19 protein-coding genes are annotated in these 19,393 nt (G+C 65.2%); 6 read left to right on the top strand and 13 right to left on the bottom strand.

The annotated features are described in order from the left end of the window. Positions 1–220: contractile injection system protein, VgrG/Pvc8 family (locus tag CHB99_RS27145; RefSeq protein WP_249299717.1), on the bottom strand; the 220-nt coding region annotated here is incomplete at its 3' end. A 151-nt stretch (positions 221–371) separates the two neighbouring features. On the opposite strand from CHB99_RS27145, the gene CHB99_RS29905 reads away from it, so the two are divergent. Further along, complete coding sequence (locus CHB99_RS29905; protein ID WP_156994714.1) at positions 372–539, top strand: hypothetical protein; 168 nt, start codon at positions 372–374, stop codon at positions 537–539. Positions 540–579: 40 nt separating this feature from the next. Here CHB99_RS29905 and CHB99_RS27140 read toward each other — a convergent pair whose 3' ends face one another. The 5 genes from CHB99_RS27140 to CHB99_RS27120 all read right to left on the bottom strand — a co-directional run bounded on the left by CHB99_RS27140 (position 580) and on the right by CHB99_RS27120 (position 5,003). After that, on the bottom strand, positions 580–1,116 hold the full coding sequence (locus CHB99_RS27140) for a C40 family peptidase (RefSeq protein WP_042127828.1): 537 nt from the start codon (positions 1,114–1,116) through the stop codon (positions 580–582). 137 nt (positions 1,117–1,253) lie between these two features. Further along, the gene (locus tag CHB99_RS27135) at positions 1,254–1,895 is read right to left on the bottom strand and encodes a C40 family peptidase (RefSeq protein WP_042127826.1); all 642 of its coding nucleotides are present in this window, start codon (positions 1,893–1,895) and stop codon (positions 1,254–1,256) included. A gap of 115 nt (positions 1,896–2,010) precedes the next feature. After that, complete coding sequence (gene hda / locus CHB99_RS27130) at positions 2,011–2,715, bottom strand: DnaA regulatory inactivator Hda (protein WP_042127824.1); 705 nt, start codon at positions 2,713–2,715, stop codon at positions 2,011–2,013. Positions 2,716–2,870: 155 nt separating this feature from the next. Next, the gene (locus tag CHB99_RS27125) at positions 2,871–3,944 is read right to left on the bottom strand and encodes an AI-2E family transporter (protein WP_042127821.1); all 1,074 of its coding nucleotides are present in this window, start codon (positions 3,942–3,944) and stop codon (positions 2,871–2,873) included. Between the two features lie 12 nt (positions 3,945–3,956). Then, the gene (locus tag CHB99_RS27120; protein WP_042127817.1) at positions 3,957–5,003 is read right to left on the bottom strand and encodes a DUF2066 domain-containing protein; all 1,047 of its coding nucleotides are present in this window, start codon (positions 5,001–5,003) and stop codon (positions 3,957–3,959) included. Between the two features lie 322 nt (positions 5,004–5,325). On the opposite strand from CHB99_RS27120, the gene purM reads away from it, so the two are divergent. From purM to CHB99_RS27100, 4 genes are all read left to right on the top strand, one after another. Beyond that, the gene (gene purM, locus CHB99_RS27115; RefSeq protein ID WP_042127815.1) at positions 5,326–6,384 is read left to right on the top strand and encodes a phosphoribosylformylglycinamidine cyclo-ligase; all 1,059 of its coding nucleotides are present in this window, start codon (positions 5,326–5,328) and stop codon (positions 6,382–6,384) included. Then, positions 6,384–7,037, top strand: coding sequence for a phosphoribosylglycinamide formyltransferase (gene purN / locus CHB99_RS27110; protein ID WP_042127813.1), 654 nt, complete (start codon positions 6,384–6,386; stop codon positions 7,035–7,037). The genes purM and purN overlap by 1 nt, the downstream gene beginning before the upstream one ends. An 8-nt stretch (positions 7,038–7,045) precedes the next feature. Beyond that, complete coding sequence (locus tag CHB99_RS27105) at positions 7,046–7,759, top strand: DUF3108 domain-containing protein (protein ID WP_042127811.1); 714 nt, start codon at positions 7,046–7,048, stop codon at positions 7,757–7,759. 187 nt (positions 7,760–7,946) lie between these two features. Further along, positions 7,947–8,129 carry a hypothetical protein gene (locus tag CHB99_RS27100; protein ID WP_042127809.1) on the top strand — a complete coding sequence of 61 codons (183 nt, stop codon included), beginning with the start codon at positions 7,947–7,949 and terminating at the stop codon, positions 8,127–8,129. Positions 8,130–8,178: 49 nt separating this feature from the next. Here CHB99_RS27100 and CHB99_RS27095 read toward each other — a convergent pair whose 3' ends face one another. The 7 genes from CHB99_RS27095 to CHB99_RS27065 all read right to left on the bottom strand — a co-directional run bounded on the left by CHB99_RS27095 (position 8,179) and on the right by CHB99_RS27065 (position 16,434). Beyond that, the gene (locus CHB99_RS27095) at positions 8,179–8,718 is read right to left on the bottom strand and encodes a DUF2058 domain-containing protein (protein ID WP_042127808.1); all 540 of its coding nucleotides are present in this window, start codon (positions 8,716–8,718) and stop codon (positions 8,179–8,181) included. A 27-nt stretch (positions 8,719–8,745) separates the two neighbouring features. Next, a complete protein-coding gene (gene mazG / locus CHB99_RS27090; protein WP_042127806.1) occupies positions 8,746–9,576 on the bottom strand; it encodes a nucleoside triphosphate pyrophosphohydrolase in 831 nt (276 codons plus the stop codon). A 78-nt stretch (positions 9,577–9,654) separates the two neighbouring features. Next, on the bottom strand, positions 9,655–11,895 hold the full coding sequence (gene relA / locus CHB99_RS27085; protein ID WP_042127804.1) for a GTP diphosphokinase: 2,241 nt from the start codon (positions 11,893–11,895) through the stop codon (positions 9,655–9,657). Positions 11,896–11,991: 96 nt separating this feature from the next. Further along, the gene (gene rlmD / locus CHB99_RS27080) at positions 11,992–13,350 is read right to left on the bottom strand and encodes a 23S rRNA (uracil(1939)-C(5))-methyltransferase RlmD (protein WP_042127802.1); all 1,359 of its coding nucleotides are present in this window, start codon (positions 13,348–13,350) and stop codon (positions 11,992–11,994) included. Then, entirely contained in the window at positions 13,350–14,252 is a 903-nt protein-coding gene (gene cysM / locus CHB99_RS27075; protein WP_042127801.1) for a cysteine synthase CysM, read from the bottom strand. Before cysM ends, rlmD begins: the two co-directional genes overlap by 1 nt. Positions 14,253–14,333: 81 nt before the next feature. Next, a complete protein-coding gene (locus CHB99_RS27070; protein WP_042127966.1) occupies positions 14,334–15,674 on the bottom strand; it encodes a sensor histidine kinase in 1,341 nt (446 codons plus the stop codon). Between the two features lie 43 nt (positions 15,675–15,717). Continuing rightward, the gene (locus tag CHB99_RS27065; protein WP_042127799.1) at positions 15,718–16,434 is read right to left on the bottom strand and encodes a response regulator transcription factor; all 717 of its coding nucleotides are present in this window, start codon (positions 16,432–16,434) and stop codon (positions 15,718–15,720) included. 171 nt (positions 16,435–16,605) lie between these two features. On the opposite strand from CHB99_RS27065, the gene CHB99_RS27060 reads away from it, so the two are divergent. After that, complete coding sequence (locus CHB99_RS27060; protein ID WP_042127797.1) at positions 16,606–19,359, top strand: response regulator; 2,754 nt, start codon at positions 16,606–16,608, stop codon at positions 19,357–19,359. Positions 19,360–19,393: the final 34 nt, after the last annotated feature.

The following is a 19,393-nucleotide window of genomic DNA, read 5'->3' as shown; positions in this document are numbered from 1 at the left end:
CCGAACCATGCACATAGCGCACCGCCTGACCACCCTGCCAGATCGTGAGCAGCGCCGGACGGTCGAGGACCTGGCCGAAGTCGATGGCGGGGTTGGCGCTGCTCAGTTCCACGTCGAGGTGGAAGGTTTCCGAGAGGCCTTCGCTGAGGCGGAATTCGACGACTTCGAAGGCGTCGGGGCCGGCGGTGAAGGTGAAGCGCAGGTCGGATTGGACGGGCATGCAGGGCTTCCGCTGGTGGGATTCTGGGGGAAAAAATTCCGCAGAGATCCTGCATGCCAGTTAAGTCATGGATATATAGGAAAAATCCCAAGCACGCGGAGAAACAGCTGATGTTGCCACTGCAAATGGCATATCGAAGAATTCAATTTTCGTGAAAACCCTGATTCCCACGGTGAACATAGCCCCGGCCGAGGGCGGCAAGCTCGTGGAGAACGACAATGGCAAGGCCATGGGGCGGCCGGTGGCGAATGATGTGGGGAATGTGATTTGGCAGGCGAGCAAAGTGAAACAAATCAGCTCGCTGAAGGATCCTGTATGAGCGAGCTTGCTCGCTCCCACAGTTTCGGCCCTGCAGATCCCTATGGATTGCGCGCCAGATGCTCCGGCGCCTGCAGCACCCGCTTGGCATTCAGGTAGGACCGCTGCCAGTAGCTGTTGGCCAGATAATCCAGACGCACCGTCCCGCCGGTGGACGGTGCATGCACGAAACGCCCTTCACCGACATAGATCCCGGCGTGATTGACCTGACTGGCGCCGTTCGTCGCGAAGAACACCAGATCCCCTGATTGCAGGGCATCGCGGCCTACGTCCGGCGCGCGCATGACGATCAGCTCACGGGTCGAGCGAGGCAGCTTGATGCCGGCGGCATCGCGATAGACGTAACCGATCAGCCCGCTGCAATCGAAACCGGAGTCCGGCGTGTTGCCACCCCAGCGATACGGCGTGCCGACCAGGCCCAATGCCCGGAAAAGCACGTCGTCAGCGGCTGGCAAGTAGGTTATCTGCGCGGGAACATAGGCCGGCTGGACCACCTGGGACGGGGTCGGGGCGTGACTGGAGCAGGCACCGAGCAGGGCCGCCAAGGACAATACCGCTATACGCGCCATCATCGACATCTCAGAACATCCTGTCTGAAAGTGCCCGGCGTCAGGCCGGAAAATTGGTGAGAATCAAGATTAGACGTTTTCTGTAAACACGCACGGCGACTAGCTTTTCAGCATCGTCGCCGTGTTGGGGCACCACCCGGAAGCGCTTAGTTGCGCGAAAGCTGGGTCGGTGCCGGGGCCATCGCCAAGGCGCGCTTGGCTTCGATGAAGGTCTTGCTCCAGTAACGATCGCCAAGGCTGTCGATACGCACACCACCGCTACGACGGCTGCTGGAGTGGATGAACTGGTTGTCGCCGAGGTAGATGCCGGCATGGCTGACGCGACCGCGGCCGTTGGTGCTGAAGAACAGCAGGTCACCCGGCTTGAGGTTGTTGCGCGACACCAGCGGGGCGTCCACGTTGATCATCTCGCGGGTGGAACGCGGCAGGTTCATGCCGGCTTCCTCACGGAACAGATAACCGATGAAACCGCTGCAATCGAAGCCCGACTGCTCGGAGGTGCCACCGAAGCGGTAACGGGTACCGATCAGTGCCATGCCGCGCTCGAGGATGCTGTCGGCCAGGGCTGGCAGCTGATAGGACTTGTCGCCGGAGAAGGTTTCCAGATCCTGCTCGGTGGCCAGCTCTTCCTCGAACACCGAGGCATCGGCGATGGTGGAGGACTTGTGAGCGGACTTGGCGGAAACGGAATAGTGCTCCTGCTGTTGCTGAACCGGGCCTTGGGCCGCGCAGCCAAACAGCAGTGTCACGAGTGCGAGGGGCACGAGGGGTGCGAAGCGATTCAGCATGGGCACGACCGTGTCTTGGATTCAAAGAAGTCGAGACTATGCCTACTATCGATTCGATTTGCAAATTCTATCGAAAAAAATGTGACTTTTATGTGCCGAGGCTCTGGGACGCCTGTTACCAGCCAAGGGTTTCCTTCAGGAAGGGGATGGTCAGCTTGCGTTTTTCCTGCAGCGAGGCCTGGTCCAGGCGCTCCAGCAGGTCGAACAGCGCGCTCATGCTGCGGGTACCGCGCGTGAGGATGAAGTGCCCGACTTCGTCGGTCATCTGCAGGCCACGGCGCGAGGCGCGCAGTTGCAGGGCACGCAGCTTGTCTTCGTCGGTGAGGGCGCGCATCTGGAAGATCAGCGCCATGGTCAGGCGCGACTTGAGGTCGGGCAGCTTGATCGGCAGTTCCCGCGGCGACGCGGAAGCGGCGATCAGCAGACGCCGGCCGCTGTCGCGCAGGCGATTGAACAGGTGGAACATGGCCTCTTCCCACTCCGGCTTGCCGGCGATGACATGCAGGTCGTCGAGGCACACCAGTTCGTACTGCTCGAGGTAATCCAGCAGTTCGACGCCACGGTCGAGAAGTTGCGCCAGAGGGAGGTAGACGGCGGGCTCGCCCATTTGTTCGAAGCGCAGGCAGGCGGCCTGCAGCAAGTGGGTGCGACCGACGCCCTGCTTGCCCCACAGGTAGATGAGACTTTCGGTCCAGCCGGCGTCGGCTTCGCAGAGTCGCTCGACGTAGCCCAATGCTGCGGCGTTGGCACCCGGATAGTAGTTGATGAAGGTGGCGTCATCGCGCAGACGCACACCCAGGGGCAACTGGATCGGTTTCATGCTGGCTGGGCGGTTGCGAGGAACCGCAAAGGGCCCTTGGTAAAAGTCTGCAAAGTCTATACCCGTGACGCCGGTCGCACAATGAGCGAAGACCACAAGGAAAATCAAAGGCTTGCACCGACCGTCAAATGCCGGTGCAAGCCCATTGCCATTATCTACAGTTCGGGATCGATCTCTTCGCCGTAGATGTCCGACCGCTTGTAGAAGTCATGCATGTGCCGCAGCAGCACCATGATCACCGCGGCCGCCGGCAGCGCCAGGAGCACGCCGGTAAAGCCGAACAGTTCGCCGCCGGCGAGAATGGCGAAGATCACCGCCACCGGATGCAGGCCAATGCGGTCCCCCACCAGCAACGGCGTGAGCACCATGCCTTCGAGCATCTGCCCGACCATGAACACCGCGGCGATGCCCAGCAGCGGGTAGAGGTCGCCACCGAACTGGAACAGCCCGGCGACCATCGCCGCGCCGATGCCGATGATGAAGCCCATGTACGGCACGATGGCCGCCAGGCCCGCCAGCAGACCGATCAACAGGCCCAGTTCGAGCCCCACCAGCATCAGCCCGGCGGCATAGATCACGCCCAGCGCCAGCATCACCAGCAACTGGCCGCGGACGAAGGCACCCAGGACCTCATGACACTCCCCCGCCAGCGCCACCACCTGCGCCTCACGCTGGCGCGGCAGCAGGCTGCGCAGCTTGGCCATCATCACGTCCCAGTCGCGCAGCAGGTAGAAGCCCACCACCGGTATCAGCACCAGATTGGCCAGCCAGGCCACCAGCGCCAGTCCGGACGCGGTGACCTGGGACAGCACCACGCCGACGATGTCGGTGGTCTGGCCCATGTGCGCGCCGATGGCGGCCTTGACCTTGTCGAACTTCCAGAAGCCGTCGGCCAGCCCGAGCCTGGCCTGCGCCCAGGGCAGCGCGACATGCTGCAACCAGTCGAGCATCTGCGGCGCCAGTTCGTACAGGCGCACCAACTGCCTGGCCAGCATCGGGATCAGCACCAAGAGCATTGCCAGGAAGATCAGGCTGAACAGGGTGAAGACCACCATCACCCCGGCGGTACGCGACAGCCCGGCGCGTTCCAGGCGATCCACCAGCGGGTCGGCCAGGTAGGCCAGGAGAATCCCCACCAGAAACGGCGAGAGGATGCCGTGCAGCAGATACACCAGCACAGCCAGCGCCAGCAGTGCGCCCAGCCACATCCAGCGGCGTACGTCGATCATCGCGAGGGCTCCCTACCAGCGAAAACGCAGGCCGCTGAACGGCGCGGACGCCGGCGCGGCAGCGACACCGTCGGCGGGCGTGGCGACAAGCGCCGGCGTGGCCGCCTCGGCCGGCATTTCCTGCAACCTGGCCAGACCCAGTTGCGCACGCAGTTGATCGCTGCTGGCGGTGGCCTTCCAGGTCATCACGTCGCCGTGCACCTCGCTGACCCGTCCGGCGAACGGCTCCAGCACCCGGCCCAGTTCGGCATAGCGCTCCAGGTTCATGCCCTGGACCTGGATCAGCTGTTCACCGCTCGCCCCGGGCTTGACCACGAAACGTGGCGCCAGCCGCTGACTCACCGCCAGCATCACCGCATCGGCGACGGCGGCCTGGTCGGCGCCCTCGACCTTGCCCTGCTCGCGCTGTTCGCCCAGCCACAGGCGCCAGGTGCCGTTCCACTTGCCATCGGCCTCGCTGGCATGCACCGCCAGCAGCGCATCCGCGCCGTAACGCCCGGACGCCGCCTGCAACGGCGCAGGGTCGGTGCCTTCGAGGTTCTTCGCGGTGGCGACCAACTGTTCCTCCAGGTCGCCCAGGGGCAGGCGCAGCGGCAGGCCACGATGCTGGGCGGCGCGGCGCAGCGCCTCGGCATTGGCCTGGCCGTCACCGACCAGGTTCGAACCTTCGCTACTGTCGTTCAGCCACCAGCCGAGAATCGCCGGACGGTTGCTGCCCCACAGGGCCAGCCCGGCCTTGCGCAGGGCGCGCTCGGTGCTGCCCGGATCGAACTCCACCAGCAGGCTCTCGGGCGGCCCCGCCTCGAAACCGAACTGGCTGATGATCTGTTGCGGGTCCTTGCGCAGCTCGGCAAGCCCGGGGTTCTGCGGCGCCTTGGGATCACCGGTGAGGCGCAGGACCAGGGTGTCCAGCGCGCTCTGGGTGGCCTGGGCGCGGGCGTCGGCGCCCTGCCCGGTCACCGGCTCGCGCACCTGGTACAGGCCGGAAACGGTTTCGGCCTGGGCCGCCATGCCGAACAAGGCAACGCAGCAACCGAACAGATATGTACGCAAACGCATGAAGGATTCCTGTCCAGATAAATGAAGAAGCGAAAGCCAAGACCCTCGCCACCGCGCAAAATTCACTCAGGGGGCGGTGTTTCACCTCCTATACCTTATACAGGCCGTGACCGGGCAACCACCCGCCGGCGGCGATTCGCGCTTTTTCCTTATATTCAGGTCCTGCCCGTCGGCCTGAGGATGGCCGCTGCCGGGCAACCCTGATAAAATCGCGCGCCTTCGCAGACCGCTGACGGTCAGGCAGGCGGATCCACGTTCCCCCGCAGCCTGGCAGGTCACGGTCGATTCCCCCGAATCCCTCCCTCCTAAAGGCCTGGATCACATGAGCAAGCAACCCTCCCTGAGCTACAAGGACGCCGGTGTAGACATCGACGCCGGCGAAGCACTGGTCGAACGCATCAAAGGCGTGGCCAAGCGCACCGCGCGCCCGGAAGTCATGGGCGGCCTGGGCGGTTTTGGCGCCCTCTGTGAAATCCCGGCCGGCTACAAGCAGCCGGTCCTGGTCTCCGGCACCGACGGCGTCGGCACCAAGCTGCGCCTGGCGCTGAACCTGAACAAGCACGACTCCATCGGCCAGGACCTGGTCGCCATGTGCGTCAACGACCTGGTGGTCTGCGGCGCCGAGCCGCTGTTCTTCCTCGACTACTACGCCACCGGCAAGCTCAACGTCGACGTCGCCGCCACCGTGGTCACCGGCATCGGCGCCGGTTGCGAACTGGCCGGCTGCTCGCTGGTCGGTGGTGAAACCGCGGAAATGCCGGGCATGTACGAAGGTGAAGACTACGACCTGGCCGGCTTCTGCGTCGGCGTGGTGGAAAAGGCCGAGATCATCGACGGCTCCACCGTCGCCACCGGCGACGCCCTGATCGCCCTGCCGTCCTCCGGCCCGCACTCCAACGGCTACTCGCTGATCCGCAAGATCATCGAAGTGTCCGGCGCCGACATCGAGCAGACCCAGCTCGACGGCACGCCGCTGACCGAACTGCTGATGGCCCCGACCCGCATCTACGTCAAGCCGCTGCTCAAGCTGATCAAGGACACCGGCGCGGTCAAGGCCATGGCCCACATCACCGGCGGCGGTCTGCTGGACAACATTCCACGCGTGCTGCCGAAAGGCGCCCAGGCGCTGATCGACGTGGCCAGCTGGCAGCGTCCGGCAGTCTTCGACTGGCTGCAGGAAAAAGGCAACGTCGACGAGCACGAAATGCACCGCGTACTGAACTGCGGCGTCGGCATGGTCATCTGCGTGGCCCAGGACAAGGTCGAGAGCGCCCTGAACGTCCTGCGCGAAGCCGGTGAGCAGCCATGGGTCATCGGCCAGATCGCCGTCGCCGCCGAAGGCGCCGCCCAGGTCGAGCTGAAGAACCTCAAGGCACACTGATGCCCAGCGAGACTTGCGATGTAGTGGTGTTGCTGTCGGGTTCCGGCAGCAATCTGCAAGCCCTGATCGACAGCACCCGCGCCGGGGATTCCCCGGTGCGGATCCGCGCCGTGATTTCCAACCGCGCCGATGCCTACGGGCTGCAGCGCGCCCGTGACGCCGGCATCGATACCGTCGTGCTCGATCACAAGGCCTTCGATGGTCGCGAAGCCTTCGACCAGGCACTGATCGAACGGATCGATGCGTTCTCGCCGCAATTGGTGGTACTGGCCGGTTTCATGCGCATCCTCAGTGCTGGCTTCGTGCGCCACTACGAGGGTCGCCTGCTGAATATCCACCCGTCCCTGCTGCCGAAATACAAAGGCCTGCACACGCACCAGCGTGCCCTGGAAGCCGGCGATCACGAGCACGGCTGCAGCGTGCACTTCGTCACCGAGGAACTCGATGGCGGGCCGCTGGTCGTACAGGCAGTCATTCCGGTGGCGGCGGATGACACGCCGGAAAGCCTGGCGCAGAGGGTTCACGCCCAGGAACACCAGATTTACCCGTTGGCAGTGCGCTGGTTCGCCGAAGGCCGTTTGCGCCTGGAGGAACACGGTGCTCTACTGGATGGCCAGACACTGGCGGCCAGCGGCCACTTGATTCGACCCTAGGAGATTTTATGCGTCGCGCCCTGCTTCTCGCTCTCGCCGTGCTCGCGCTGCCGCTTCAGGCAGCCGACCTGAAACCGTTCTCGGCCAGCTACACCGCCGACTGGAAGCAACTGCCGGTCGCCGGTGGCACTGCCGAGCGCAGCCTGGTGAAGAACGCCAACGGCACCTGGAACCTGAACTTCAAGGCCTCGATGATGCTCGCCAGCCTGACCGAGCAGAGCACCCTGACCCTGGACAAGGACACCCTGCTGCCGCAGGCCTACCACTTCGAACGTGGCGGCCTGGGCAAGGCGAAGAAGGTCGACCTGGACTTCGACTGGTCGCAGAAGGTCATCACCGGTACCGACCGTGGTGACGCGGTCAAGCTGCCGCTGAATCGCGGCGTGCTGGACAAGTCGAGCTACCAGTTGGCCCTGCAGCATGACGTCGCGGCTGGCAAGAAGAGCGTGAGCTACCAGGTGGTCGACGGCGACGAGATCGATACCTACGACTTCCGCGTGCTCGGTACCGAGAAGGTCACCACCAAGACCGGCCCGGTCGATGCGATCAAGGTCGAGCGGGTCCGCGACCCGAGCCAGAGCAAGCGCATCACCGAGCTGTGGTTCGCCAAGGATTGGGACTACCTGCTGGTGCAACTGCGCCAGGTCGAGACCGACGGCAAGGAATACGTGATCGTGCTGCAGGAAGGCACGGTGGATGGCAAGGCGGTCAAGGGCAACTGAGTCCCCGCTTTCCGTGGTACCCGGGAACCCCGCCTTGTGCGGGGTTTTCTTTTTGGGCTACCGGAGATTCCACCGCAAGCGCATGAAAGATCTTTCATCGCGGTTTTAATTTACTTAGCCAGCTAACGAACTCTATAAAAGAGGCCTGCGACAGAGTGCCGCAGTTAACCGGATTTGGAGTTTGCACATGACTGTCAAAGTAACTGAGCGCGACGAATCGAAACTGTCCCATGAAGGTGTCGCCGCCGGCGTGCGCATCTGGGATGTGCACCAGCAGGACCAACTGGTCGGTATGTTCCACGACGAACAGGAAGCCCAGCGCTACCGCATGGAACTGGAAATCTGGGAGACCCGCCAGGTCAAGGCCTGAGCCGCGCCCCTGAAAGCACAAACCCCGCCGAGGCGGGGTTTGTCGTTGTTTACCACATCAGGTCATCAGGAATGACGTAGGCGGCATACGGATCGTCGGCATCCGGCTCTTCCACCTGCGTGTTGAGCAGCAGGATGCGCTTGGGGTCACGCTCCTGGATCTTCAGCGCGGCTTCCCGCGGGATGATCTCGTAGCCACCACCGTGGGCGACGATCGCCAGCGAGCCACTGCTCAGCTTGCTGCGCATCAGGGCATTGACCGAGATGCGCTTGACCTTCTTGTCGTCGACGAAGTTGTAGTAGTCCTCGGTGTTCAGCTTGGGCAGGCGCGACACTTCGATCAGTTGCTTGACCTGCGCGGCACGGGCCTTCTGCTCGGCCTTTTCCTGCTGCTGGCGATTCAGTTCCTGGTCGCGCGCGGCCTTCTCGGCCATGGCGTCCTTGGCCAGGCGCTGCTGGCTGTCGTCGACCTCGACCTGGCCCTTGTGCTCCAGGCGCTTCTGTTTCTTCTGCTCTTTGTTGACCTGCTTGACCTGCTTCTGGTTGACCAGACCGGCTTTGAGCAATTGGTCACGAAGGGAAAGGCTCATCGATGTTCACTCACTTATGCATCACGCTCAGCCGCAGCTGGGCAGGTTCTTTTCCTGACGCTTGGCTTCGCCCCAGAGCGCGTCCAAGTCTTCGAGGGTGCAATCTTCGATCGGACGACCCGTATCGCGCAATGCCTGCTCGATAAAACGAAAGCGTCGTTCGAACTTGGCATTGGCGCCGCGCAGGGCATTCTCCGGATCGATCTTCAGGTGCCGGGCCAGGTTGACCGTGGCGAACAGCAGATCGCCCACTTCGTCGGCCAGTGCCGCGGCGTCGTTGTCGGCCATGGCTTCCAGCACTTCGTCCAGTTCTTCGCGGACCTTGTCCAGCACCGGCAGCGGACCTGGCCAGTCGAAATCGACCTGGGCCGCGCGCTTCTGCAGCTTGGCCGCGCGCGACAGCGCCGGCAGTGCCGCCGGCACGTCGTCGAGCAACGACAACTGCTCCGGCAGGCTTTTCTCGGCACGCTCTTCGGCCTTGATCTGCTCCCAGCGCTGCTTGACCTGATCTTCGTCGAGGCGCGGGGTGTCCAGCGGCGCGTACAGCTCGCCGGTGGGGAAGACATGGGGATGACGGCGGATCAGCTTGCGGGTGATGCTGTCGATCACCCCGGCGAATTCGAAGCGGCCTTCCTCCAGCGCCAACTGGCTGTAGTAGACCACCTGGAACAGCAGGTCGCCGAGCTCGCCCTGCAGGTGCTCGAAGTCGCCGCGCTCGATGGCATCGGCCACTTCGTAGGCTTCCTCCAGGGTGTGCGGGACGATGGTCGCGTAGGTCTGTTTGAGATCCCAGGGGCAGCCGTACTGCGGATCGCGCAGACGGGCCATGAGGTGCAGCAGGTCGTCCAGGGTGTACATCGGGGGTTCTCTAGGAGGCCATCGGCCATTACAGGATAGACCCATCGCCACCCACGGGTGACGACGGGTCGGCCGTGGTCAGGGCGTGCGGTTGCGCCGGGTCTCGATGATGTTGGGCAACTGCGAGATGCGCCCGAGCAGACGCCCGAGGGCGTCCAGCCCGGGGATCTCGATGGTCAGCGACATCAGCGCGGTGTTGTCTTCCTTGTTCGAGCGGGTATTCACCGCCAGCACGTTGATCCGCTCGTTGAGCAGGACCTGGGAGACGTCACGCAACAGCCCCGGACGGTCGTAGGCGCGAATGACGATATCCACCGGGTAGGTCTGCACCGGCACCGGGCCCCAACTGACCTGGATCATCCGCTCCGGCTCGCGTCCGGCCAGTTGCAGCACCGAGGCGCAATCCTGGCGGTGGATGGTCACGCCACGGCCCTGGGTGATGTAGCCAACGATTGCGTCGCCAGGCAGCGGCTGGCAGCAGCCGGCCATCTGCGTCAGCAGATTGCCGACGCCCTGGATCTGGATGTCGCCGCGCTTGCCCGGCTTGAAGCCGCTGGCCTTGCGGGTGATCAGGTCGACTTCCTCGATGCGCTCCGGCTCGACCAGTTGCTGGGCCGCGTTGACCAGGTGGGCCAGGCGCAGGTCGCCGGCGCCGAGGGAGGCGAACATGTCCTCGGCGGCGCGCAGGTTGGCCTTTTCCGCCAGGCGCTCGAAGTCCACCTGGGGCAGGCCGAGGCGATTCAGCTCGCGCTCCAGCAGGCTCTTGCCGGCGGCGACGTTCTGGTCGCGGGCCTGCAGCTTGAACCAGTGGACGATCTTCGCCCGCGCCCGCGAGGTGGTGACGTAGCCGAGGTTGGAGTTCAGCCAGTCGCGGCTCGGATTGCCGTGCTTGCTGGTGATGATCTCGACCTGCTCGCCGGTCTGCAGGCTGTAGTTGAGCGGCACGATGCGCCCGTTGATCTTGGCGCCACGGCAGTTGTGGCCGATCTCGGTGTGCACGCGGTAGGCGAAGTCCAGCGGCGTGGCGCCCTTGGGCAGGTCGATGGCGTGGCCGTCGGGGGTGAACACGTAGACCCGGTCCGGCTCGATATCGACCCGCAACTGTTCGGCCAGGCCGCCGATGTCACCCAGTTCCTCATGCCATTCCAGGACCTGACGCAGCCAGGAGATCTTCTCTTCGTAGTGGTTGGACCCGGACTTGACGTCGGTGCCCTTGTAGCGCCAGTGCGCGCAGACGCCGAGCTCGGCCTCCTCGTGCATGGCATGGGTACGGATCTGCACTTCCAGGACCTTGCCCTCGGGGCCGATCACCGCGGTGTGCAACGAGCGGTAGCCGTTTTCCTTGGGGTTGGCGATGTAGTCGTCGAATTCCTTGGGAATGTGCCGCCACAGGGTGTGGACGATACCCAGCGCGGTGTAGCAGTCGCGCATTTCCGGAACCAGCACGCGCACCGCGCGCACGTCGTAGATCTGGCTGAACTCCAGGCCCTTGCGCTGCATCTTGCGCCAGATGGAATAGATGTGTTTCGCCCGGCCACTGATATCGGCCTTGACCCCGGTGGCCAGCAGTTCGTTCTGCAACTGCGCCATGACGTCGTTGATGAAGCGCTCGCGGTCCAGCCGGCGCTCGTGCAGGAGCTTGGCGATCTGCTTGTACTGGTCGGGCTCCAGGTAGCGGAAGGACAGGTCTTCCAGCTCCCACTTGATATGACCGATACCCAGGCGGTGCGCCAGCGGCGCGTAGATGTCGAACACCTCGCGGGCGACGCGATGGCGTTTTTCGTCGTCGGCGCTCTTCACCGCGCGGATCGCGCAGGTCCGCTCGGCCAGCTTGATCAGCGCGACGCGAACGTCGTCGACCATGGCCACGAGCATCTTGCGCAGGTTCTCGACCTGCGCCTGGGAGCCCAGCACCAGCGAGTGGCGCGGGTTGAGGCTGGCACTGATGGCGGCCATGCGCAGCACGCCGTCGATCAGCTTGGAGACCACCGGGCCGAAGCGTTGGGCGACCTCGGCCAGGGTGACCTTGCCCTCGCGCACCGCGCGGTAGATGATCGCGGCGACCAGCGAGTCCTGGTCGAGCTTGAGGTCGGCGAGGATTTCGGCGATTTCCAGGCCGGCCTGGAAACTCGACGTACCATCGGCCCACGAGTGTTTGTCCTGGTTGCCCTGTTTCTCGATTTCGTGGGCGAACTCGCAGGCAACCTTGAGGGCTTCCCGGTTCAGCGCCGCATCGACGCTGCACACGTGATCCAGCCATGCTTCGAGATTGATACTGCCGTCGGTGTTGACCGGCTGGTGCACTCTCACCTGTACCATCTTTGTTTACCTTTCCCTACAGCGCATGCGCGATGCGCTTGAAAACTCGGGTGTCGTCTCTCCAGATGCGGAAACGACACCGGGCGGCCAGCAATCCTAGCCCACCTCGAATAACGCCATGGCCTCGACATGTGCTGTCTGCGGGAACATGTCGAGGATCCCGGCCCTTTTTAACCGGTAACCCTGCTTGATCAATTCAAGCGTATCGCGGGCCAGGGTCGCCGGATTGCACGACACGTAGACCAGCCGTTTGGCACCTAGTGCTGCGATTTTTCTTACGACCTCGTAGGCACCGTCTCGCGGTGGGTCCAAGAGTACCGCAGAAAACCCCTCCGTCGCCCAACCGGACGCGCTCAGGGGTTGGGATAAATCCGCCTGAAAACAGCGAACATTATTCAAATTATTGCTACGGGCATTGGCCGCGGCCCGTTCGACCATCGCCTGCACGCCCTCCACCGCCACCACCTCGGCGGCCTGCTGGGCCAGCGGCAGGGCGAAATTGCCCAGGCCGCAGAACAGGTCCAGCACCCGCTCGCCAGGTTGCACGGCAAGCCAGTCGAGGGCCTGTTCGATCATCGCCGTATTGACCCCGGCGTTGACCTGGACGAAATCGCCAGGGCGATAGGCCAGGGTCAGCTTCCACGGCTCCAGTTCGAAGCCCAGTTGCTGATCCGCCTCGACCGCCGCCGGTTCACCCTCGCCTTGCAGCCACAGTTGCACGCCGGCTTCGACGCAGAACGCCTTCAGCTTCGCCAGGTCCGCCTCGCCCAGCGTGCCGGTGTGACGCACCAGCATGGCCAGGGCGGTGCCGCTGAACAGCTCGACATGCCCGATCACCTGTGGCTTTGCCAGGCTCCGCAGGAGCAACGGCAGATGACGCATCACCGACTGCAAGGGCTGTACCAGCACCGGGCAGTCGTCGATGGCGACGATGTCCTGGCTGGCTTCGGCGCGAAAACCTACGTCCAGCTTGCGCGCCTTCTGGTCCCAGCGCACGGCGACCCGCGCGCGGCGACGGTAACCGAATTCCGGGCCGCTCAGCGGCGCCGCCCAGTGTTCCGGAGCGACGCCCGCCACCCGCTGCAACTGCTCGGCGAGCAGGCGCTGCTTGAGTTCGAGCTGGTCGGCATGGGGAAGGTGTTGCAGGTTGCAGCCGCCGCAGCGGTCGAAATGCCGGCACGGCGCTTCACGGCGCTCCGCGCTGGCGCTGAAGACCCGCTCCAGGCGCGCCTCGACCACCTTGCCATGGGCATTGAGCACCCGTGCCTCGACCTCCTCGCCGGCCAGCGCACCGCTGACGAACCAGGTACGTCCCTCGACGAAGGCGATACCACGCCCGTCCCCGGCCAGGCGTTCGATGTTCAGGCGCTGCTTCTTGCCCACCGGCACCTGGGGCGCGCGGCTGCCACCGGCCGGCTGGAAGCGCAGGCCGCCGTTACGTTTGCTTTTGGACATCAGCGATCCGCGTCGAAAATGCCGGTCGACAGGTAGCGGTCGCCACGGTCGCAGATGATCGCCACCAGGGTCGCGTTCTCCACTTCCTGGGCGATACGCAGCATGCCCGCCACCGCACCGCCGGAGGACACGCCGCAGAAGATGCCTTCCTCGCGCGCCAGGCGGCGGGTGGTTTCCTCGGCTTCGCTCTGGGCCATGTCGACCACGCGATCGACGCGCTCGGCCTCGAAGATCGACGGCAGGTATTCGTGCGGCCAGCGGCGGATGCCGGGGATGGCCGAACCGTCCATCGGTTGCAGGCCGATGATCTGGATCGCCGGGTTCTGCTCCTTGAGGTAGCGCGAGCAGCCCATGATGGTGCCGGTGGTGCCCATGGAGCTGATGAAGTGGGTGATCTGGCCGCCGGTCTGGCGCCAGATTTCCGGACCGGTGCTGCCGTAGTGAGCCTCGGGATTGTCGCCGTTGCCGAACTGGTCGAGGACCAGGCCGCGGCCTTCGTCGCGCAGGCGCTCGGCGAGATCGCGCGCCCCTTCCATACCCTCTTCCTTGCTGACCAGGATCAGCTCGGCACCGTAGGCGGTCATCGCCGCCTTGCGTTCGGCGCTGGAGTTGTCGGGCATGATCAGGATCATCTTGTAGCCCTTGATCGCCGCGGCCATCGCCAGGGCGATACCGGTGTTGCCGGAGGTCGCCTCGATCAGGGTGTCGCCCGGCTTGATCTGACCGCGCAGTTCGGCACGGGTGATCATCGACAGCGCCGGACGGTCCTTGACCGAGCCCGCCGGGTTGTTGCCTTCGAGTTTCACCAAGAGGGTATTGCTGGTCTCGCCGGCCATGCGTTGCAGGCGAACCAGGGGGGTGTTGCCGACGCAATCGGCGATGGTGGGGTACTGCAGGGTCATGGCGTTTTCGCAATCCAGACTCACGGGGCCGCCTATCATACCGGCAAACCGCCCCGCTCCATATCACGCAATATGCGGGGCTTATAGCCGATCGCTATAACCCTGGGCCGGCTCGGGCGTTTGCACCGCCAGCAGGCGCACATTCAGGCGCAGGCCGCGCCCGCTGTTCTGCGCCCACAGGCGTCCACCCTGGCGCTGCACGGCATTGCGCGCGATGCTCAGGCCCAGACCGAAGCCGCCGTCGCCTGGCCGCGAGCCATCGAGTCGGGTGAACGCGGCGAAGATGCGCTCCAGCTCCGCGTCGTCCACCCCGCCACCTTCGTCCTCCAGCCAGATCAGCCAGTGTTCGCCCTCGCGCTGGCCACCGAGACGGATCCGGCCATGCCCGGGGGAATGGCGGATGGCGTTGCGCAGGATGTTCTCCAGGGCCTGGGCCAGGCTGTTGAGATGGCCCTGCACCCAGCAGTCGCCGTCCAGTTCGCAGTGCAGTTGCGCCCGCGGCCAGCCGGTTTCGAAACAGGCGTCCTCGCAGAGCATTTCCCACAGCGCCGCGATCTCGATCGGTTCGCAGCTCAGCGGCGCCCGTTCGGCATCCAGCCAGGCCAGTTGCAGGGCATCTTCCACCAGGCGCTGCATGCCCTCCACTTCGCGGCTGAGACGCTCGCGCAGGCGTGCCGGATCCTGTTCGCTGTCGCTGGCGACCTGCAGGCGGCTCAGCGGCGTGCGCAGCTCATGGGACAGGTCGCGCAGCAACTGCTGCTGCAGGGCCACGGTGCTTTGCAGGCGCTCGGCCATGTCATCGAACGCGCGCCCCAGCTCGCCGAACTCGTCGCCGCGGCTGGTGGTGGCGCTGGCTACCCGCGCGGTGAGACGCTCGGCGCGCCAGGCATTGGCCTGGTCGCGCAACTGGTGCAAGGGGCGGATCAGCATGCGGTACAGGCCGATGCAGAACAGCAGGGTCAGCAAGCCGGGAATCAGGCCATTGGTGACCATGCGCCAGAACAGCAGGTTCCAGCGGTCCGGAATCAACCGCTGCGGCAGTTCGATCACCAGGCTGCCGAGGGCGGAATCGTCGGGAAACGGCACGCGCATCCACGGTGCGGTGGCGGAGTGACGGCTGATCGGACGGTCGAGGCTGCGCAGGTTGGTCAGATGCATGACCTCGGCATCGGTCAGCGGCAGGCTGCCCAGGGGCTGCAGGTCCGGGCCGATCACACCGATGAAACCGCTTTCGCGCTCGCGCATGTCGCCCAGCCACAGATCGACACCCGCCGTCCCGCCGCTCCGCAGGGCCCGCTCGGCCTCGGCGGCGTAACCCGCCAGCAGCGTGCGCGCCTGCGGTGCCAGGTAAGCGTTGCGCACCTCCATATGGCGGCCCCAGGACAGGGTCAGGCCGATCAGCAGCAGGCAGAAGCCCACCATGAGGATCGCCAGTTTCCAGAACAGCGAGTGACGATTGGGCAACTTACTGCTCCTCGCCGGCGCTCAGGACATAGCCCTGGCCCCACACGGTTCGCACCTGGCGTTCCAGATAGCCGATCGCCTTGAGCTTGCGACGAATCTGGCTGACGTGCATGTCCAGGCTGCGGTCGTGTCGCGAATAACCGCGCTGCAGTACGTGCTGGTAGAGGAAGGGTTTGCTCAGCACTTCGTCGTTGCTGCGCTGCAGGGTATCGAGCAGGCGATATTCGCTGGGCGTGAGGCCCGCCCACTGGCCGGCGTGGCAGACATCGCTGGCCTCGTCGTCGAAGCGCAGCTCGCTGCTCGGGGCCTTGTTCAGCGGCGAGAAGCGCCGTTCCAGATCGACCCGGCGCAGGATGGCTTCGATGCGGACACGCAGCTCGGCCATGCTGAACGGCTTGGGCAGGTAATCGTCGGCGCCGCGCTGGAAACCGGTGATGCGATCGGCCTCGGCGCCCAGCGCCGACATCATGATCACCGGCGTGCTGCTGCGCTCGCGCAACTGCACCAGGGCGTCCAGGCCGGTCATTCCGGGCAGCAGGATGTCCATCAGGACCACGTCGAAATGCCGCTCGCGCGCCTGGTCCAGCCCGTCCCGGCCATTGCGGCACCAGGTCACGAGAAAACCACTACGCTGCAACTGCTCGTGCAGATAGGCACCGAGCACCGGGTCGTCCTCGATGGCGAGAATGTTGGGATTGCGGATCACGGCGGGACTCATTGGCGGCTGCTAGCAATTCTCAATTGCGCAATTATTGAGCATTCCCCTCCCCCCAGGCAACTCGACCCGCGTACAAGGGCGCACGCCGCCGACACAGAGCGATAGTGCATTAGTGCCACAGTCGCGGTAGCTTTCTTCCCACCCAGCGCGGAGCAGACACAGGAGACCGGCGTGCTGAATCGTTTTGGAATCAGGACTCGCGTGCTGTTGCTCGCCGTGGTCCCCGCCGCGGCCATGGCACTGGTGCTCGGCAGCTACTTCACCTGGCTGCAGCAGAACGAGCTGCAGACCCAGCTGCTGCAACGCGGCCGGATGATCACCGAGAGCCTGGCGCCGCTGGCCGGCCCGGCCCTGGCCCGCAAGGACCGCGCGCAACTGGAGCGCATCGCCGCGCAGACACTGGAACAGGCCGACGTGCGCGCGGTGTCCTTCCTCGGCGCCGATCGCGCCAGCCTGGCCCATGCCGGCCCGAGCATGCTCAACATGCCGCCCGCCGGTGGTGGCACGCAGATGCTGCAGCGCTCCGGCAGCGACGCCACACGCTATCTGCTACCGGTGTTCGGCCATCATCGCGACCTCACCGAAGACCCCGTGCCGCAGGAGGCCGAGCGCCTGCTGGGCTGGGTGGAAATCGAGACGTCCCACGGCAGCACCCTGCTGCGCGGCTACCGCAGCCTGTTCGCCAGCCTGCTGCTGATTCTCACCGGGCTGATGGCCACCTCGCTCCTGGCCCTGCGCATGAGCCGCGCGATCAACGGTCCGATCGGGCAGATCAAGCATGCGGTCAGCCAGCTCAAGGACGGCAATCTGGAAGAGCGCCTGGCCTCCATGGGCAGTTACGAGCTGGACGAACTGGCCGCCGGCATCAACCGCATGGCCGAGACCCTGCACAACGCCCACGAAGAACTGCAGCACAGCATCGACCAGGCCACCGAGGACGTGCGCCAGAACCTGGAAACCATCGAGATCCAGAACATCGAACTGGACATGGCGCGCAAGGAAGCCATCGAGGCGAGCCGGATCAAGTCCGAATTCCTCGCCAACATGAGCCACGAGATCCGCACGCCGCTCAACGGCATCCTCGGCTTCACCCACCTGCTGCAGAAAAGCGAGCTGACCCCGCGCCAGCACGACTACCTCGGCACCATCGAAAAGTCCGCCGACAGCCTGCTGGGGATCATCAACGAGATCCTCGACTTCTCCAAGATCGAGGCCGGCAAGCTGGTGCTGGAGAGCATTCCGTTCAACCTGCGCGACCTGATCCAGGACACCCTGACCATCCTCGCCCCGGCGGCCCACGCCAAGCAGCTCGAACTGGTCAGCCTGGTCTACCGCGACACGCCACTGTCGCTGATCGGCGACCCGCTGCGACTCAAGCAGATCCTCACCAACCTGGTGAGCAACGCGATCAAGTTCACCCGCGAGGGCACCATCGTCGCCCGCGCCATGCTCGAGGACGAGCGCGAGGATTCGGTGCAACTGCGCATCTGCATCCAGGACACCGGCATCGGCCTTTCGGCCCAGGACGTGCGTGCGCTGTTCCAGGCCTTCAGCCAGGCCGACAACTCGCTGTCGCGCCAGCCCGGCGGCACCGGCCTGGGCCTGGTGATCTCCAAGCGCCTGATCGAGCAGATGGGCGGCGAGATCGGCGTCGACAGCACGCCCGGCGAAGGTTCGCAGTTCTGGATCAGCCTGAGCCTGCCCAAGGCCCGCGACAGCAGCGAGGACCTGCCGCTGCCGGCCCTGCAGGGACGGCGCACGGCGATCACCGACAACCACGAACTGGCCCGTCAGGCGCTGGAGCATCAGCTGGAGGACTGCGGCCTGACGGTGAGCACCTTCAATTCGCCGGAACAGCTGCTCGGCGCGGTCGAAGCCGCGCACCTGGCCGGACAGCCGTTCGAGCTGGCGGTGCTCGGGGTCAACCTGCACGACCTGCCGCCAGATCGCCTCGGCCAGTTGATCCAGCGCCTGGAACAGGTCTCCTGCCAGGCCCTGGTGCTCTGCCCCACCACCGAACAGGCGCTGTACCACCCGTATCTGCCCAACGCCCACGGCCAGCTCTACGCCAAGCCGGCCTGCACGCGCAAACTGCGCCGTGCGCTGATCGAACTGATCCAGCCGCGGCGCCACCAGGGCGAGGTCAAGACCGTCCAGGGCCAGCGCCTGCGCAAGGTGCTGTGCGTCGACGACAACCCGGCCAACCTGCTGCTGGTCCAGACCCTGCTGGAAGACCTCGGCGCCGAGGTCCTGGCGGTGGACAGCGGCAAGGCGGCGATCAAGGCGGTGCAGCAGGACAGCTTCGACCTGGTGCTGATGGACGTGCAGATGCCGGGCATGGACGGTCGCGAGTGCACCGAGCAGATCCGCCGCTGGGAGGCCGGCCAGGGCGGCCAGGCGCTGCCCATCGTGGCCCTGACCGCGCACGCCATGGCCAACGAGAAACGCGCCCTGCTGCACAGCGGCATGGACGATTACCTGACCAAGCCGATCAGCGACCGGCAACTGGCCCAGGTCCTGCAGAAATGGACCGGCCTGCCGGTCAATGTCGCCCGCGACGAGCGCAGCGCCAGCCATCATCACGGCAACAGCGAGCTGAAGGTGCTGGATCCGGAGGAAGGCCTGCGCCTGGCCGCCGGCAAGCCGGACCTGGCCGCGGACATGCTGGCGATGCTGCTGGCCTCGCTGGAGTCCGATCGCCAGGCGATTCGCGCCGCCCGTGACACCGGTGACCGTGCCGCGACCATCGAACGCGTGCACCGCCTCAACGGCGCCACCCGCTACTGTGGCGTGCCGCAGTTGCGCGCCGCCTGCCAGCGCAGCGAAACCCTGCTCAAGCAGGACGATCCGCAAGCCCAGCCATCGCTCGACGACCTCGAACGGGCCATCGACCGCCTGACCCACGCCGCGCGCCAGAGCGCCTGACCTGCGACAAGGCCCGGCACGCCGGGCTTGGCTA

Origin of the sequence: Pseudomonas japonica (genome assembly GCF_900188455.1) — a bacterium.
Taxonomy (GTDB): Bacteria; Pseudomonadota; Gammaproteobacteria; order Pseudomonadales; family Pseudomonadaceae; genus Aquipseudomonas; species Aquipseudomonas japonica.
Note: the sequence above shows the minus strand (reverse complement) of the source record. Positions and strands in the feature narration are given on the sequence as shown.